The organism is Priestia sp. KCTC 13724, from assembly GCF_056820425.1.
In genome coordinates, this window is sequence record NZ_JBXDLD010000006.1 from 1 (window position 1) to 15912 (window position 15912).

General features: G+C 40.9%; 20 protein-coding genes. All 20 read left to right on the forward strand.

Annotated features, from left to right (window positions below; genetic code table 11):
- Positions 1 to 265: 265 nt before the first annotated feature.
- The 20 genes from AC1UFB_RS00870 to AC1UFB_RS00965 all read left to right on the forward strand — a co-directional run bounded on the left by AC1UFB_RS00870 (position 266) and on the right by AC1UFB_RS00965 (position 15818).
- Positions 266 to 2593 (forward strand): hypothetical protein, encoded by a 2328-nt coding sequence (locus AC1UFB_RS00870; protein WP_482588302.1) that lies wholly within the window; start codon positions 266 to 268, stop codon positions 2591 to 2593.
- Entirely contained in the window at positions 2590 to 2895 is a 306-nt protein-coding gene (locus AC1UFB_RS00875) for an EscU/YscU/HrcU family type III secretion system export apparatus switch protein (protein WP_025909618.1), read from the forward strand. Before AC1UFB_RS00870 ends, AC1UFB_RS00875 begins: the two co-directional genes overlap by 4 nt.
- 47 nt (positions 2896 to 2942) lie before the next feature.
- Entirely contained in the window at positions 2943 to 3368 is a 426-nt protein-coding gene (locus AC1UFB_RS00880; protein ID WP_235932360.1) for a flagellar export chaperone FliS, read from the forward strand.
- A 16-nt stretch (positions 3369 to 3384) separates the two neighbouring features.
- On the forward strand, positions 3385 to 4206 hold the full coding sequence (locus tag AC1UFB_RS00885; RefSeq protein WP_025909620.1) for a flagellin N-terminal helical domain-containing protein: 822 nt from the start codon (positions 3385 to 3387) through the stop codon (positions 4204 to 4206).
- An 81-nt stretch (positions 4207 to 4287) separates the two neighbouring features.
- Positions 4288 to 4725 carry a YaaR family protein gene (locus AC1UFB_RS00890; RefSeq protein WP_061786279.1) on the forward strand — a complete coding sequence of 146 codons (438 nt, stop codon included), beginning with the start codon at positions 4288 to 4290 and terminating at the stop codon, positions 4723 to 4725.
- Positions 4726 to 4841: 116 nt separating this feature from the next.
- On the forward strand, positions 4842 to 5687 hold the full coding sequence (locus tag AC1UFB_RS00895; RefSeq protein WP_025909622.1) for a DegV family protein: 846 nt from the start codon (positions 4842 to 4844) through the stop codon (positions 5685 to 5687).
- 85 nt (positions 5688 to 5772) lie between these two features.
- Complete coding sequence (locus AC1UFB_RS00900; protein ID WP_326046333.1) at positions 5773 to 7260, forward strand: ATP-dependent helicase ComFA; 1488 nt, start codon at positions 5773 to 5775, stop codon at positions 7258 to 7260.
- Entirely contained in the window at positions 7257 to 7952 is a 696-nt protein-coding gene (locus AC1UFB_RS00905) for a ComF family protein (protein ID WP_100346600.1), read from the forward strand. The genes AC1UFB_RS00900 and AC1UFB_RS00905 overlap by 4 nt, the downstream gene beginning before the upstream one ends.
- A gap of 57 nt (positions 7953 to 8009) precedes the next feature.
- Entirely contained in the window at positions 8010 to 8411 is a 402-nt protein-coding gene (locus AC1UFB_RS00910; RefSeq protein WP_482588305.1) for a TIGR03826 family flagellar region protein, read from the forward strand.
- A 213-nt stretch (positions 8412 to 8624) separates the two neighbouring features.
- Complete coding sequence (gene flgM / locus AC1UFB_RS00915) at positions 8625 to 8882, forward strand: flagellar biosynthesis anti-sigma factor FlgM (RefSeq protein ID WP_025909626.1); 258 nt, start codon at positions 8625 to 8627, stop codon at positions 8880 to 8882.
- A 15-nt stretch (positions 8883 to 8897) separates the two neighbouring features.
- On the forward strand, positions 8898 to 9338 hold the full coding sequence (locus AC1UFB_RS00920; RefSeq protein WP_100346602.1) for a flagellar protein FlgN: 441 nt from the start codon (positions 8898 to 8900) through the stop codon (positions 9336 to 9338).
- A 20-nt stretch (positions 9339 to 9358) separates the two neighbouring features.
- Entirely contained in the window at positions 9359 to 10873 is a 1515-nt protein-coding gene (gene flgK / locus AC1UFB_RS00925; RefSeq protein WP_482588307.1) for a flagellar hook-associated protein FlgK, read from the forward strand.
- Positions 10874 to 10875: 2 nt separating this feature from the next.
- A complete protein-coding gene (flgL, locus tag AC1UFB_RS00930; RefSeq protein ID WP_482588309.1) occupies positions 10876 to 11757 on the forward strand; it encodes a flagellar hook-associated protein FlgL in 882 nt (293 codons plus the stop codon).
- A gap of 77 nt (positions 11758 to 11834) precedes the next feature.
- Entirely contained in the window at positions 11835 to 12218 is a 384-nt protein-coding gene (locus AC1UFB_RS00935) for a DUF6470 family protein (protein WP_482588311.1), read from the forward strand.
- Between the two features lie 3 nt (positions 12219 to 12221).
- Positions 12222 to 12650 (forward strand): flagellar assembly protein FliW, encoded by a 429-nt coding sequence (gene fliW, locus AC1UFB_RS00940; RefSeq protein ID WP_100346606.1) that lies wholly within the window; start codon positions 12222 to 12224, stop codon positions 12648 to 12650.
- 13 nt (positions 12651 to 12663) lie between these two features.
- Entirely contained in the window at positions 12664 to 12903 is a 240-nt protein-coding gene (gene csrA, locus AC1UFB_RS00945; RefSeq protein WP_025909632.1) for a carbon storage regulator CsrA, read from the forward strand.
- 165 nt (positions 12904 to 13068) lie between these two features.
- Positions 13069 to 14352 carry a flagellin N-terminal helical domain-containing protein gene (locus AC1UFB_RS00950; protein WP_482588313.1) on the forward strand — a complete coding sequence of 428 codons (1284 nt, stop codon included), beginning with the start codon at positions 13069 to 13071 and terminating at the stop codon, positions 14350 to 14352.
- Between the two features lie 355 nt (positions 14353 to 14707).
- Positions 14708 to 14809 carry a flagellin gene (locus AC1UFB_RS00955; RefSeq protein ID WP_309599050.1) on the forward strand — a complete coding sequence of 34 codons (102 nt, stop codon included), beginning with the start codon at positions 14708 to 14710 and terminating at the stop codon, positions 14807 to 14809.
- 501 nt (positions 14810 to 15310) lie between these two features.
- On the forward strand, positions 15311 to 15472 hold the full coding sequence (locus AC1UFB_RS00960; protein ID WP_156413461.1) for a hypothetical protein: 162 nt from the start codon (positions 15311 to 15313) through the stop codon (positions 15470 to 15472).
- Between the two features lie 157 nt (positions 15473 to 15629).
- On the forward strand, positions 15630 to 15818 hold the full coding sequence (locus tag AC1UFB_RS00965; protein WP_482588314.1) for a YjfB family protein: 189 nt from the start codon (positions 15630 to 15632) through the stop codon (positions 15816 to 15818).
- Positions 15819 to 15912 lie beyond the last annotated feature (94 nt).

The following is a 15912-nucleotide window of genomic DNA, read 5'->3' on the forward strand; positions in this document are numbered from 1 at the left end:
TGCAAAGATAAAATTACTGAAAATTTAGATTTTTATAAAGCGCTGAATTATTTTAATGCGACACTAGTGATCTTAAATCTATATTTTAAAAATTTCATTGTTTTTAAAATATTTCTGATTCATTTGAAAAAAGTCGAAAACCCGTGTTAGAAGATTTGTATGCGGAGCTTTTTTAGGTGAAAAGACATATGAAAAGCACAAAAAAATAGCCGATACATACGGTAGAAAAGATATGTCGTAAAGCGACTTAATGGAGCGTGAATCTATGAAAATTCAGCAGTCATCCCATTCGTTGCATCACGCGAGTGCGCCTTCGGCAACTACAATTGCAACAGAAGATACGCTGCAAGGAATAGTTAAGGAAGTAATGAATGAAAAAGAAGTGCTTATGCAGGTAAAGGGACGTGAAGTACCCGTTCGCCTAGACCAGCCAGTGCATGAAAATGATCATATCAAAATAAAAGTAACGCATGTAAAAGAAGGTTATATAGAAGGACAAGTTTTATCGAAAATACCAACAGAAAATTTTGAGGAACGAGTCAAAAGACCAACTATGCCAGCTGCTTCAGAGCAAGTACAACAAGCTGCTCGAAGGCTTAAAAATGCTGGATATCGTGTAACAGAATCTTCGATGATGGCGCTAGAACGTTTTTTTACTATAACAAATTGCTCAGCTTCACAAACAGATGAAACGATTTCTGCTCTTGTGAATAAAAAGCTAGAAGTGACGGTAAATCACCTTACTGCAATTCATGAAGCTCTTCATGGTGATGCATTAAAAGAGCTTTTTAAAGAAGCGGTTGCTAATCGACCGACTTTGCCATCAGAGCTACAAATCAAGGTTGAGGGAGCCTTAAAAAGTGTGGAAGCATCGACTAAATCCCCCTTTAGCCAAGAGGAAATCACCTTACTGCTTCAGCGTCTAAAAACAGGTGATAGCGTAGGAGATATTCTTCAACAATTAAAAGAAGTTAAAGAAATACCTAAGAATATTGTAGAGCAATTACAGCGGATTTTTCGAACGAGTCAAGACGTCACAGCGAGCGGACTTAAAGAGTTGAATCGAGATGACTTGCTGAAAAATATCCCTCTAACTAAACAAGAAGTGCAGACTTTACTTCTTGAATTAAAGAGTAACGGTGTACCGCAAGAGGTCCAGCAAAAGCTACTAGAAGGCTCAAAGCTGCAAGAACTTGTTCTTCAGCGGATCAGTGATTTGTTAATGGCGCTACATTCAAAACAAGCAGATGCAAAAAGTGTTCAAGAAGCGCTTCATTTGGCTGTACGTACGTTTAGTCGTGAACCGAATATAAAAGTTGCTCTTGAGCACCTTTCGAATCAGGTGTTACCAGCTTTACAGTCTCATCCAGCACATGCTGAAAAAGTAAGCCAAGCTCTTGGTAAGGCAAGTGAATTGGCAAATCAGCATAAAGAAATGGCTGCTAGAAAGCAAATAAATGAGGTGCTAGTGGCTATTAGCGAGAGTTTTGAACAACCATCAGCAAAAGAACTACCTCTTCATGTTGCTACAAAAGATGTGGTTGTAACGGTTGTGACAGAAAAACTGGCGTATATCACAAAAGAATTTCAAAATGTACAGCAGCAGGTAAATCGTCAGCTTCTCTATGTTGCAGATTTGCTTCAAGAATCAGCACCTTCAGCAAAAATGAAGGCGTCACAGCTATTAGAAGCAACCGTTAAGCAGCTTGATAAAGCCATTTTACAAAGTGATTTCATGCTATATGCAGATATGAAATCTGAAAAAGAAATGTTAAAGGCTAGTCAACTTCTTCAAGAAGCGAAAAGTCTATTAGCACAGGGAGATCGCTCTCAAGCTCATAGCTTAGTTATGCAAATCAAAGAAATGATTAAAGGAATGGATTATAAGCCTTCTCACCAAAAGATGATGCATTTTGTTCAAGACGAGTTGTTTTCAAAACTTGCTTTACCAGGGGTTAGCGTTGCTGATGAGCCAGAAATAGGAGCCAGAGATATCTATGAAACCGTAAAGAGATTGGGGTTTCAGCGTGAAAAAGAGGCATTACATGTGCTACAAGGACACCAGCAAGCATCCACAGCTGATGTGAAAAGTGGCCTGTTAAAAGGAGAATATGCGAGCATGGTAGCTCAAACAGCTGATTCAGCTCTTCAACATATCACAGGTCAGCAGCTTTTAAACAAGCATGATTCTTCATCAGCGCAGCAGCTTTATATGCAGCTACCTTTTACGCTAAAAGGTGAAGTAGGAACGATGAAAGTATTTATTCAGTCAAATAAAAAGCGTGAGAAAATTGACTGGGAAAATACAAGCTTATACTTTCTATTTGAGACGAAGCAGCTCGGTGAGATTGGCGTGATGTTAAAAGCATCGGATCGCAATCTATCCATTTCATTTGAAACGAACAGCGATGCGTTTGCATCCAACGCTGATACGGTTGTTGATGAATTAAAGGGTAAAATTGAAGCAATTGGTTACGCGATTACGGGAGTCTCCTATGCAGAGCTACGAAATGGAAGAGAAGACGAAGTGAAAGCACCAATTAAGAAACAAATCCCAATGCTTTCAATGAAAGGGTTTGATTATTCAATATGAACTACCAATATATTAATACAGCGAATCGGAGGCAAAAGCGAGGTCCTTCTGCAACGGTCATTCGCTATGAGCAAGGAGAGGGAGCACCAAAAGTTGTTGCGCAAGGGTCAGGTTCGACGGCGAATCGAATTCTCAACCTTGCAAAGCAGCATGATATTCCACTGCAAGAAGACGAAACGCTTCTGACAAATTTGATGGATATTGAGCTAGGAGATCAAATCCCCCCGCAGCTGTACGGAGTTATTGCCGAAATTCTTTTATTTGTAAAAAAAGTCGAGGATATGAATGAAAATGGCTACTAGACGTGCCGATAAGTAAAAAAAGGAATACACAAGGGAGATAAGATGAATTGGACTTTTTAACGGAAGAGCTTCTTTATCAAAAAACATCGCAGCAGCTAACGGCTATGCTGTATGAAAAAGCGATTTTAAATATTGAAGAAAGCATTGAACATATTCATAACAAAGATTTCTATACAGCAAATGAAAATTTAAAAAATACAAGTGATATCCTTCATCGCCTAGGCGTCGGCTTGAAATATGAAGCAGGTGTTATTGCGGAGCAGCTTGATACGATTTATAACTATGTAGCAGAACGAGTGGTAGAAGGGAATATGAAGAAGGATATTACGATTTTACAAGACGCTCATCGCGTTCTAACTGAAATTTCAGCTGCTTGGAATAAGGCAATGAGTGAAGAAGTAGCCCAAAAGCGACCGAGCGTTCATAGAAAACTATCGTCTTATGAGAGACAAATTAGCACAACGACATTATAAAAAAGGAGCTTATTCAATGAGAATCAATCATAATATTCAAGCGTTAAATGCTTATAAAAACTTATCTACGAATCAAATGAATACGTCGAAAAGCTTAGAGAAACTATCATCTGGACTTCGTATTAACCGCGCAGCGGACGATGCAGCAGGATTAGCTATTTCAGAGAAAATGCGTTCTCAAATTCGCGCTTTAGATATGGCAGAACGCAATGCATTAGACGGAATTTCACTCATTCAAACAGCAGAAGGCGGCATGCAGGAAGTGCACAGCATGCTTCAGCGTATGCGTGAACTAGCCGTCCAGTCTTCAAATGGCACGTACCAAGATACGGAAGACCGTGCGTATTTAGATGCTGAAGTGCAGCAGTTAAAGCAGGAAATCGACCGTATCGCACAAACAACACAATTTAACGGTACAAATTTATTAGATGGGAAAACAACGAATATTCAATTTCAAATTTCACCAGAGGCTCCGAGCTTAGCGTTAAAGTTAGCTAAAATTGGTGACGTTACGACGGCAACTTTAGGTCTTACGACAACTTCTATTACAACCGCAACAAATGCAACAACTGCTATTACTCAGCTTGATAAAGCGATTGCTGCTGTGTCAAAAGATCGCTCAACGCTTGGTGCTGCACAAAACCGCCTTGAGCATGCGATGAGCAATATCAGTACAATGAGTGAAAACTTAACGGCTTCTGAATCGCGAATTCGTGACGTGGATATGGCACAGGAGATGACGGAGTTTACGAAAAACAACATTTTAAATCAAGCTGCGCAAGCGATGCTTGCACAGGCTAACCAGCTTCCACAAGGAATTTTACAGCTGTTAAAATAATGGATTATGAAAACGAGAGAAAAGCACGATGCTTTTCTCTTTTTCCTGTATAATACAAGTAAAAATGAAAGAGGAATAGAAATGGATGTTCAGCGAATTAACGGACTGACAAATCAACCAAACGTTTCTAAAGCGAAAGAGGTTCAAGAATCAATTACGTTCACGGACGTTATGGCTAAAAAGCAGCGTGACCTCACCCATGAGCGTTTATCACAACTGGTGACAAAAATCGATGAACAAGGTCGTCATCTAGCCAAGAATCAGACGGTTGATGTGCTTCGAAAGTACAAAGCCCTGGTGAAAGAGTTTATGGATGATGCAGTTAAAAATGGCTTTGAACTGCATGAACAGAGAGGCTTTAACAGAAGAGGAACGACAAAGGTATATAAGCTTGTAAAAGAAGTCGATCGTAAGCTTGTTGATCTAACAAACGACGTGCTAAATAAATCAACGAATGAGCTTCAGCTCTTAGCAAGAGTAGGTGAAATCCAAGGTTTATTGGTCAACATCTATACGTGAAAAGAGGGAAGGTTAAAAGGGCTTTCTTTGTTTTTGTAAACATGCATTTTAAATTGAAATGTTGTAAAATAGAGTGAACTTATTTTTAAATAATAAAAAAGGATGGACCCTTTCAAATGAAAACGGCAATTATTACTGATAGTACAGCGTATATATCAGAAGAAGTGCGCGCTCAACATGACATACATATGGTACCGCTTAGCGTTATTTTTGGTAATGAAACTTATCGTGAAGAAATAGACGTAACGGCGGAAGAATATTTTCATAAAATTAAAGATGCCAAAACATTGCCAACAACCTCTCAGCCTCCAATTGGTGAGTTTGTTGAACTGTATGAGCAGCTACAGCGTGATGGTTATGAGTCAGCGGTCGTTGTGACGCTCTCAAGTGGGATTAGCGGAACCTATCAAGGGGCACTTTCAGCAAGCGAAATGGTTTCAGGTTTTGACGTACAAGTATATGATTCTGAAATTAGCTGCATGGTGCAAGGCTTTTATGTTCTTGAAGGAGCTAAAATGGCGGAAGCTGGTCGTACGCCAGCAGAGATTGTGAATCGTTTTGATGAAATGAAAACGTCTATACGCGCTTACTTTATGGCAGACGATTTGTCACATTTGCAGCGTGGAGGGCGCTTAAATGCAGCTCAAGCGATTATTGGAAGTTTGTTGCAAGTTAAGCCACTGCTTCACTTTGTTGACAAGAAAATTGTTCCTTATGAAAAAATTCGTACGAGAAAGCGCGCGTTAAAACGTATCGTAGAGCTACTGGATGAGGATGCACGTGAGCTTGCGCCAATGAAAGGTGTAGTGATTCATGCGAATCGTCCTTCAGAGGCAGCGGAATTTAAAGCAAAACTGCAAGAAAAGTACCCTCACATTGAGTGGAGTCTTTCATACTTTGGACCTGTTATTGGTACCCATCTTGGAGAAGGTGCCATCGGTGTTGGTTGGTATAAAGAATAAAGCCAAACTAACTTTTTGTTAGTTTGGTTTTTTTATTGCAGGAATTTAGTCAGTTCATCTCGTACTAGTTAGGATGAAAGGAGCGATGTTTTTGCGATTTATCCTACATGACAATCAGTTAGTACCGAATGGTTCACAGGAAGCGCAGGCCATTTCACGGCTGCCTGAATGGCATACACCCGCTGTTAACCCTACATTTTCATTTAATGCAAGCCTCCAGCAATTCCTCGTTGGCAAGCAACTACTCCCTGATGAACTAGCTTCATTTTCTTTTTCTACTCTTCATGAACATTACGAACAAGGCTATATCCACTATCAAAAGTCAATTGTGAAAAAAGACGTGATGACCTGCATGCGCTGTGGAAATCAGCAGCAGCACTTATTTGCTTCGTTTCACTGTGGTCGCTGTTACAGCACATGTACGTATTGCCGTGCCTGCATTGGGATGGGGCGGGTATCGGAATGTACGCCTCTTATCACGTGGAAAGGGCCTCCTTTACATGAGGTTTCTTCACCAACTCTTACGTGGAAAGGAAAGCTCTCTCCTGCTCAGCAAACGGCTTCTAGCCAAATGGTAGAAGCCGTACATTCAAAGCAAGAGCTGCTCGTGTGGGCAGTTTGTGGAGCTGGAAAAACGGAAGTTCTCTTTGAAGGTATTTCAAAAGCGCTTGCTTTGGGTAAATCGGTATGCGTCGCCACGCCGAGAACGGACGTAGTCCTGGAGCTTCATCCAAGGCTTCAACAAGCGTTTCAAGAGTTGGAAGTAGTGGCTCTTTACGGTGGAAGTGCTGATAAAGGGAAGCACTCTTCTCTGATCCTCACAACTACTCATCAGCTTTTGCGTTACTATGAAGCATTTGACGTCATGATCATTGACGAAGTAGATGCATTTCCTTATTCAGCAGAACCAATGTTGCAGTATGCTGCCCACAAAGCTCGTAAAGCAGAATCAACCCTTATTTACTTAACAGCAACTCCCAGTGAAAGTCTTAAGCAACAGGTTAAAGAAAATAAGCTAGCAGCTGTCAAAATACCGGCTCGCTATCACCGCTATCCCATTCCGATACCTCGTTTTGTATGGTGTGGCAACTGGCAGAAGAGGCTTGTTAAAAAGAAGTTACCTTTTACCGTATTGAACTGGATCAAGCAACGAGTTTGCGATGATAAGCAGTGCTTTGTTTTTGTACCAAAAGTTAAATGGGTTCAGCCCGTTGTAGAACTCATTCAACAGCTAACGCCAAGGGTGGCTGGGGTGCACGCAGAAGATAAGGAGCGAAAAGAAAAGGTAAAAGCATTTCGTGAGCAGCAGTATACCATTTTGGTTACAACAACCATTTTAGAACGAGGGGTGACTGTCCCCAATATTGATGTCGCTGTAGTAGGTGCTGAAGATGAAATTTTCACTGAAAGCGCGCTCGTTCAAATTTCAGGCCGAGTGGGTAGAAGCGCAAACTTTCCAGCGGGAGATGTGGTCTTCTTTCACTATGGGCAAACGGTTGAAATGAAAAAAGCGAAAAAGCATATGGTAGATATGAATGATATGGCAAAAGAACAAGGTCTGATCGAAACATGACATGGTGTCTGCTATGTCATGAGTCAATTCAATCTGCTCATAGCTTCTCATCTCTGATTTCTCCACAGCAAAAAAAGATGCTGTGTGAAACGTGTCAATCATCTTTTAAAGGGCTTTCAGAGCCACTTTGTAAACGCTGTGGAAGAATGCTTAATGAGCTTCCTATAGCTTATTATGAGGGTGAATATTGCATCGACTGCGTCCAATGGAAGAAGAAGAAATCACCGTTGATTCGGAATTATTCATTATATAAATATAATAACTTTTCAAAAGAGCTAATGGCGTTGTTTAAATATAGAGGCGATTACGAATTTCATAAAGCATTTACGGTCGATTTCGCTCGGCTTTATAAGCTGTATAGTCCGGAAAATCCCGTACTGGTTCCGATTCCTTTAAGCGACGAGCGAATGTATGAGCGTGGGTTTAATCAAGCGGAAGCGTTGGCATCTTTACTCCCGGCAGAAGTAGCTTACCCTCTTACTCGTAAGCATACGGAGAAACAAGCGAAGAAAACGAGAGAAGAAAGGCTACAAAACCATAGGGTGTTCGAGCTTGTGGATCCAGAGCTGGTTACAAACAGAAACGTCATTTTAATCGATGATTTGTACACAACGGGCGTTACGTTACACGAAGCAGCACTTTGTCTAAAAGATGTGGCAGCAGCAATCTATTCTTTTACAATTTACCGTTGAAAAAATAAGCGGTTCAGCCGATACAAAAGGAAATGAGAAGAGAAAGGGAAAAGGAGCATGTTAACGAATTGTTTACGTTGTGGAAGCTTATTTGTTCAAAGCGGAGCGCGCAACATTTGCCCGAGTTGTTATCAGGAAGAAGAAGGTCAGTATGAGCGCGTGGTTACCTTTTTACGAAAGCGAGAAAATCGAACTGCAACCATGTATGAAGTCGTTAAAAAAACGAACGTACCCGACCTGCGCATTCAGCAGTTCATTCAGCAGGGAAGGTTGCTGATAGCTAAATTTCCAAACCTAGGCTACCCTTGCATAGAATGTGGTCAAAGTATTAGAGAGGGAAAGCTTTGTCATAATTGCGCTCAGCAGTTGAAAAATGACCTAGCAAAGCACGAAATAGAAACAAAATGTCAAAATGAACGACAGGATCGATTATCAACTTATCGTTTGAAAGATAAATAATCTAGACATAAAGAACTGGTTATCTTTTTTTGGTGAAGGTAATGGTTCTTAAGACCTTTTTAGTTTGGGTACAAAATCGTACTTATTTTGAAGCTTTTTAGCGTGTTTGTGCATTTAGTCTCAACTTTGAGCGAGTTGCTAAATGTTTAATTCAAAGCTCCGATATAATGAGTAGATAGATAGCGGATACAAACTTTAAAGAGGTGACCAAAGATGAAGATAAATTCAACTCATTCTAGCAGAATAAATCCATATCAAAAGGCAGCTGAAAAAATGGAAAAAGCTCAGCAAACAGGAAAACGAGATGATGTGCAAATTTCAAAAGAAGCGAAAGAGCTTCAGCAAATGAGTACAAATGCCACAGAGCGCTCAGCAAAGATTGAACAGTTAAAGCAGCAGATTGAAAATGGGGCATATAAAGTTAACGCAGAAGAAGTGGCGAAAGGGCTTATCAACTTTTATAAAAAATAAAGGGAATGACAAAAATTGAATAACGGGAAACTGACTGAAATTTTAACGAAGCAAATCGCATTGCATAAGAGCTTATTAGCTTTAACAGACAAGAAAAAGGCAATTATCATCAGCCAAAATATCAAAGAGTTAACCCATGTGCTTAAAGATGAGCAGACGCACGTTGCGGCGATAGAAGCTTTGGAAAAACAGCGCATGTTGCTCATGGAAAATATCGCACAGATTGAACAGGCCATTACCCTTCAACCACTTCAAAGCCAGCTCATTGAACTTATTGAAAGCATTCAGAGGAAAAATGAGTTAAATCAACAACTGCTAACACAATCTCTGCAGCTCATTAATCTTGAGCTTGACTTATTAACCTCATCTCAACAAGCAGATTCATATAATTATACAAAAGCAGAAAACGATGTACCATCACTTACACAAGCATCTACCTTTCAGTCAAAAGCGTAGAGAATGAAGGAGAGAATGTAATGATTTCAACTTTTCATGGGCTGCAGGTTGCAAAGAGAGGCATGGATGCGCAGCAGTCAGCACTATACACAGTGGGGCAAAATATCGCCAATGCTAACACGCCAGGCTATACTCGTCAGCGTGTTACGTTTGAAGCGAGTACGCCTTACCCAACACCGGGAATGAACCGTCCAGGAGTGACGGGTCAACTTGGTACGGGAGTGGATGCCAAAACGATTGAGCGTGTGCGCGATCAGTTCCTTGATGTACAGTACAGAGGAGAAACAGTTAAGGTAGGCTATTGGAATGCCAAATCGGCAGCCATTGACAAAATGGAAGAGATTCTAAATGAGCCATCTGAAGACGGATTGTCAGCAACATTTGATCAATTTTTCGAAGCACTTCAAGACGTTGCTGCAAATCCATCAAATGCCGGTGCTCGCTCTGTTGCACGTGAGAGAGCAAATGCAATTGCCGATACATTTACGTATCTATCCACATCGCTCGAAGTCATTCAAGGTGATTTACAATCTGAAATTGATGTAACCGTCAAGCAAATGAACTCGGTTCTTGAGCAAATCAATAACGTTAATAAACAAATTAATGATATTGAAGTGCACGGCTATTTGCCAAATGATTTATATGATGAGCGTGACCGCTTACTAGACGAACTTTCACAGTTTGTAGAATTTGACATACAGTATGATCAAACAAGCGGTAACAGCCTGCCCGTAGCCGAAGGAACCGTGACGGTTACGATGCAAACCGCAAACGGTCCTGTTACGTTAGTAAATGGCCAAACTCGTCAAGCTGCAGCGTTTACGATAAACGATACGGACGGAAGCGTAACGGATGTTCGTGTAGGTGGCCAAACGCTTTCGCCAGCCAACCTTTCACAAGGTAAGCTTAAAGGATTGATTGAATCAGCAGGTTACGTAGACGAAAATGGCCAAACAAAAGGTGTATATTCTGACATGCTAGCGTCTCTTGATAAAATGGCCTTTGAGTTTGTGAATTGGTTTAACAGCCAGCACGAACAAGGCGTAACGTTAGATGGCCAAACGGGTGTATCTTTCTTTAATCCAATTACGGAGGGAAAAGGCACTGCGAAAAGCATTACGCTATCAAATGAAATTATTCAAAGTACCAACAACATAGCTGCTGCTTCTCAGTCAGAAATAGAAGGAGATCGTAAAGGAGATGGAAGCAATGCGCTAGCGCTCGCTAACTTCCGTGATAGCGTTCTTATTCAGCTTACTGACGATCAAACTGTATCCATGAAAGAATATTACCAGTCTCTTATTGGCCAAATGGCGGTTAACGGCCAGCAGGCAAACCGCTTAAAAGGAAACTCAGAAACGCTTCAACAAGCCGTGGAGCAACGAAAACAATCGACGAGCTCCGTTTCAATCGATGAAGAAATGAGCAATATGATTCAATTCCAGCACGCTTATAATGCAAGTGCCCGCATGGTGAAAATGATTGATGAGATGTTAGATCGCATTATTAACGGATTAGGAACGGGTGGTAGATAACGATGCGAATTACACAAAGCATGCTAGCGGCCAACTCATTACGACATATTAACAGCAGTTATACTCAGCTCCAAACCTTGCAAAATCAGCTGTCAACGGGTAAGAAAATTACGCGTCCATCAGATGATCCTGTTATCGCTACAAAGGGGATGGCATACAGGTCTAACCTATCTGAAATTGATCAATACAAACGAAATTTAACCGAAGCCTATTCGTGGTTTGATAACTCTGAAGCGGGGCTTGAACAGGTTAACTCCATTTTTCAACGTGCCAAAGAGCTAATGGTACAAGGAACAAACGGTACGAACGACGGACAAGATCGCCAAGCAATTACCCGTGAAATTGAACAGCTGAAGCTTGATTTTATGCAGGTAGCCAATACGCAAGTAGCGGGAAGATATATCTTTAACGGCGTGAACGTAGGAAACGCGCCCGTTACTCAAAATGCGGATGGCTCGATTGCGTCCGAAATTAATGCCGATTCGTTTTCAGTTGAAGTATCAAAAGGCGTCAGCCTACGCGTCAATATTAATGCTGACCGTATCTTTTCGCAAGAATCGTTTGATTTCATCGATAGTATTCAAGCGGGTTTTGAAAACAACGATGTTGAATCGCTTCAACAATTATCAACACAAGTTAATGACTATTTATCAACTCTATCAGCAGAGCGCTCAGAGCTCGGTGCGAGAAACAATCGCCTGGAGCTCATTGAAAATCGCATTGCTTCTCAAGAAATTACTGCTAGCCGCATGATTTCAGATAACGAAGATGCTGATATTGAGAAAGTTATTACGGACTTAACCATTCAAGAAAGCGTGCACCGTGCTTCCTTATCGGTTGGTGCCAAACTAATTCAGCCAACGCTTCTTGACTTTTTACGCTAAACCAAAACTCCTTCTTTGAAGGGGTTTTTTTAGGAGGAATGCTGATGCAAGTTAGTGCCATACAGGCCTCTTACGCCATGCCACCCATCATTCAGCCGCAGCCAGTCGACGTTTCGCCAGAAAAAGTCCAGGTCATTGTCGAAAAGACACCGTCGCGGCTTACTATTGACCAAACTAAGGCGTGGGAAGAAATGAACCTGCAATCAATTTTAAAAAGCATGGACGAAGAAGCGAATGAAGGTAAACAAGCGGTGATGGAATCTATCACAAAAGCAGTCCAAGAAGGAAAAGAGTTAATGAAAATTGAACAGGGGGGTAACCCGCTCGCTAATCAAGCCAAGCGCAACAGCGAAAAGCCCATCTATCCAAGCAACATAACCTTTATTCCAAGTCCGTTTAGTGTCAAAATAAACTATGTACCTGAAACACTATTAATCTCAACAATTAAACAAGAGGTGTAGCTCATGCTTAAAACAGCTTATCACGGTGATGTTCAAATTGAACAACCCTCATTAACATTTGAAAAAGGTCTTCCTGGGTTTCCACACGAAACGCAATTTGTGGTCTTGCCACTTCCAAACGCTGATATGTTCCACGTGTTACAGTCTACGAACACGCAGGAAGTTGCGTTCGTGATGACCGAGCCGTTTCAATTCTTCCCAGATTATGACTTTAAATTAGATGAGACAACAGTCAAGCAGCTTCAGCTGGAAAGCGGAAGTGACGCTGCTGTATACGTTATTTTAACAATGCATGACGACGTTACTAAAATTACGGCAAATCTGCAGGCGCCAATTGTTATTAATACAAAAAACAATCAAGCCAAGCAGGTTATCTTAAACAACGAAGCCTACCAAACCAAGCACGCGCTGTTTCAGCCCGTAAACAACTAAGGAGGGAACGACCATGCTAGTCCTAACGCGTAAAACGAACGAAACAATCAAAATCGGTGAAGACATTGAAGTGACCGTTCTCTCTATTAGCGGTGACCAAGTCAAGCTCGGCATCAAGGCCCCGCGTGACGTCGAAGTCCATCGCCAAGAAATCTATGAAGAAATACAGCTGGAAAATCACCAGGCATCCAAGCCGGTAGCCAATATGATGGACATCTTACAAACAATAAATGACACCAAACCAAGGCCCTAAACCGTCTTGGTTTTTCTTTTGAAAAAAGTAAAGAAACCGCTAAACAATCCAAAAAAAAAGACGATATCATTCTTGTAAAGACAAACTGCCAGGCGGCCGATTGGCAGGGAGTTAAAACAAGCTCACACGGACGTGGGCAAAAACATATTCAAGGAGGAAATGAAAATGAGAATTAATCATAATATTGCGGCGTTGAATACTTATCGTCAGTTGGGTGCAGCGAATAATGCACAATCTAAATCAATGGAGAAATTGTCTTCTGGTCTTCGTATTAATAATGCTGCAGACGATGCAGCAGGTCTTGCAATTTCTGAAAAAATGCGCGGACAAATTCGTGGGTTAGAAATGGGTTCTAAGAATGCACAGGACGCAACATCACTAATTCAGACTGCAGAGGGTGCTTTAAATGAAACGCATTCAATTCTTCAACGTATGCGTGAATTATCAGTTCAATCTGCAAATGATACTAATACTGATGATGACCGTGCTGAAATTCAGAAGGAAATAAATCAATTAACTTCCGAAGTAGACAGAATTTCGACTGATACTGAATTTAATACCAAGAAATTGCTAAATGGTTCTGTAGCTAATACAGCTAAAATTGCAGCATCAGGTAATACAGGAAATATTCTAGGCGCAAAAGTTGTTAACGATAATATAGCCGCAGATACCTACACTGTAGATGTTTCGAGTACAACAATAAATAATGATGTAAGTACAACTACAAATAATTCAAAAATGGATAGTTTTACTTCCAATGGTGTAGCACTTGGTGATTATACAGTTGAATTAAAAGCAAATGGAAGCAATTGGGATATTAGTATTACTGATGCATCTGGCAAGGAAGTTGCTTCCGTAGCTAATACCGCTATTACCACCACTGCAGCCGACGCTGATATCACAGTAGGTGATTTCACCTTAACTTGGAATCAAAATACTACTGCTGCAGCTGGTAAAACTGACATTTCAATTACTGCTGATTCGACATTTACGGTAAAAGATTCTGCCGGAACTCTAGTTGAGCAAAAAGCTGTAACGGGAAGTGCTGATGGTAAAGTAGATGTTGGGGGACTTGAACTTAGCTTTGATAGCTCATTGCAAGATTCTACTACTAGTGGTGGTGCTGATGATACCTCTGTTACTGTAGAAACGGACGCATTAAGTTTTCAAATTGGTTCAAATGCTGGTCAAACAACTAACCTAGCTATTTCAGATATGTCGTCTAAAGCATTGGAAATCAATAATTTAGATTTGACAACAAAAGAAGGTGCAAAAAGCGCGATTGAAAGCCTTGATGCAGCTATTAAATCCGTATCTGGTGAACGCTCAAAATTAGGGGCAACTCAAAATCGCTTAGAGCATACAATTAACAACTTAAACACATCTTCTGAAAACCTAACAGCTGCGGAATCTCGTATCCGTGACGTTGATTATGCTTTAGCCGCTTAAGCAGTGACAAGCACAGTCGTCCTAGCTGGTAACGGCTAGAGAGTATTATCGGGTGAATTGCTGGAAAACCCTATAGAGCTTTTCTTACCACAACGTAGTTGGAAACGACAAACGTGATGGTTTGAAAAAAGAAAAGATTGGGCAATCAGCAGCCAAGCTCCTGTTCCGAAAGGATGGAGAAGGTTCAACGACTAGGAAACCGTCTAAGGCGAAAGCTATGACGATGAAATCCATAGGTGAAACAATGGTCATCAGCATTGTGAATCCGAAGTGCCCGACCCCTACTAGAATGCTAGAGGGTGAAGATATAGTCTAGTCATTTGTGAAAGCAAATGTTCGCACGATGGCGAAAGAAATGATGAACCAAACGAAGAATTCTATCCTTTCTCAAGCAGCACAAGCAATGTTGGCTCAATCGAATCAAATGCCTCAAGGAGTACTACAACTCTTGAGATAATTGATTGGAGGGCGTCCAGTTTGGTAACGAACTGGAGTATAACTGGGTGAATTGCTGGAACTTCCTAAAGCTTCATCAACCACAACGTAACTGGAAACGGTAAGCGTGAAGGTTTGAAAATGATGAAGATAAAACAATGGATAATCAGCAGCCAAGCTCCTGTGAGGAAACTCTGGAGAAGGTCCAACGACTAGAGAAAACGGTCTAAGGCGAAAGCTATGACTATGAATCTCGTAGGGCAGCAAAAGCTGTTCGAAGTGCCCAGCTCCATGAAAAACATGGATGAAGATATAGTCTATTCTGTAATCGAAAGATACAGTCGCAAAGCAAGCGAACCAACAACCACAAGGAGTACTACAACTTCTTCGTTAATTTTAGATTATTTAAAAGAGACTGAGACATAAGTGGTTCAGCCTCTACTATACCTGAACGATTGAGAGTTTATAACTTTTAATCGTTCAGGTTTTTTGGTTGATTGTGAAAAACAATGTTGGAAACAGGGTGGAATGGAGCGTAGGACACTCGACTCCTGCGGGAAAGAGAGGGAAAACTGAGATCCCGCAGCGCAGCGAGGAAGCTCAGGTTCCTCCCCGCGGAAAGCGAGTGACCGTAGCGCAATGGAACGAACGTGTTGAGACAAATCAAAGAGATGGGAACAGCTAGTGTTCGTCTTTTAGAAGCAATCATTTTGTTATGTCCCAAACTCTTTTACTTTTGATATAGGTCATGGTGTTAATGATTTGGCACTACTGACGCTAATTTAGGTAATCAAAAGTCTGATTGATACTAGAGTCTTTTTTATGATGAAAGGAGCATTCCGGTGGACGTAGCAAAACTTTCAATGGCCCTAAGCAAATCTAATACTCAGCATCAAGCTTCTCTGTCCGTAATGAAAATGGCGATGGGTAACGCAGAACAGCAGGGTGAAACCATTCAAGAGCTTTTAAGCTCAGCTGATGTAAAAGTCATTCAGCATGCTGCTCAAGCCTCATCTTGGTGGAAACATTGATCTTAGAAAATAAATTTATATTTTCATATGTGAATCAATTTCATAAAACCTATCTAAAGAAACATACAAGGACCCAATTTTCATGTTCTCATTT

Excerpts from the sequence above, each read along its gene's own strand:
- AC1UFB_RS00870 (WP_482588302.1), top strand. The coding sequence starts at position 266 with ATGAAAATTCAGCAGTCATCCCATTCGTTGCATCACGCGAGTGCGCCT.
- AC1UFB_RS00875 (WP_025909618.1), top strand. The coding sequence starts at position 2,590 with ATGAACTACCAATATATTAATACAGCGAATCGGAGGCAAAAGCGAGGT.
- AC1UFB_RS00885 (WP_025909620.1), top strand. The coding sequence starts at position 3,385 with ATGAGAATCAATCATAATATTCAAGCGTTAAATGCTTATAAAAACTTA.
- AC1UFB_RS00890 (WP_061786279.1), top strand. The coding sequence starts at position 4,288 with ATGGATGTTCAGCGAATTAACGGACTGACAAATCAACCAAACGTTTCT.
- AC1UFB_RS00895 (WP_025909622.1), top strand. The coding sequence starts at position 4,842 with ATGAAAACGGCAATTATTACTGATAGTACAGCGTATATATCAGAAGAA.
- AC1UFB_RS00900 (WP_326046333.1), top strand. The coding sequence starts at position 5,773 with ATGTTTTTGCGATTTATCCTACATGACAATCAGTTAGTACCGAATGGT.
- AC1UFB_RS00905 (WP_100346600.1), top strand. The coding sequence starts at position 7,257 with ATGACATGGTGTCTGCTATGTCATGAGTCAATTCAATCTGCTCATAGC.
- AC1UFB_RS00910 (WP_482588305.1), top strand. The coding sequence starts at position 8,010 with ATGTTAACGAATTGTTTACGTTGTGGAAGCTTATTTGTTCAAAGCGGA.
- flgM (WP_025909626.1), top strand. The coding sequence starts at position 8,625 with ATGAAGATAAATTCAACTCATTCTAGCAGAATAAATCCATATCAAAAG.
- flgK (WP_482588307.1), top strand. The coding sequence starts at position 9,359 with ATGATTTCAACTTTTCATGGGCTGCAGGTTGCAAAGAGAGGCATGGAT.
- flgL (WP_482588309.1), top strand. The coding sequence starts at position 10,876 with ATGCGAATTACACAAAGCATGCTAGCGGCCAACTCATTACGACATATT.
- AC1UFB_RS00935 (WP_482588311.1), top strand. The coding sequence starts at position 11,835 with ATGCCACCCATCATTCAGCCGCAGCCAGTCGACGTTTCGCCAGAAAAA.
- fliW (WP_100346606.1), top strand. The coding sequence starts at position 12,222 with ATGCTTAAAACAGCTTATCACGGTGATGTTCAAATTGAACAACCCTCA.
- csrA (WP_025909632.1), top strand. The coding sequence starts at position 12,664 with ATGCTAGTCCTAACGCGTAAAACGAACGAAACAATCAAAATCGGTGAA.
- AC1UFB_RS00950 (WP_482588313.1), top strand. The coding sequence starts at position 13,069 with ATGAGAATTAATCATAATATTGCGGCGTTGAATACTTATCGTCAGTTG.
- AC1UFB_RS00955 (WP_309599050.1), top strand. The coding sequence starts at position 14,708 with ATGATGAACCAAACGAAGAATTCTATCCTTTCTCAAGCAGCACAAGCA.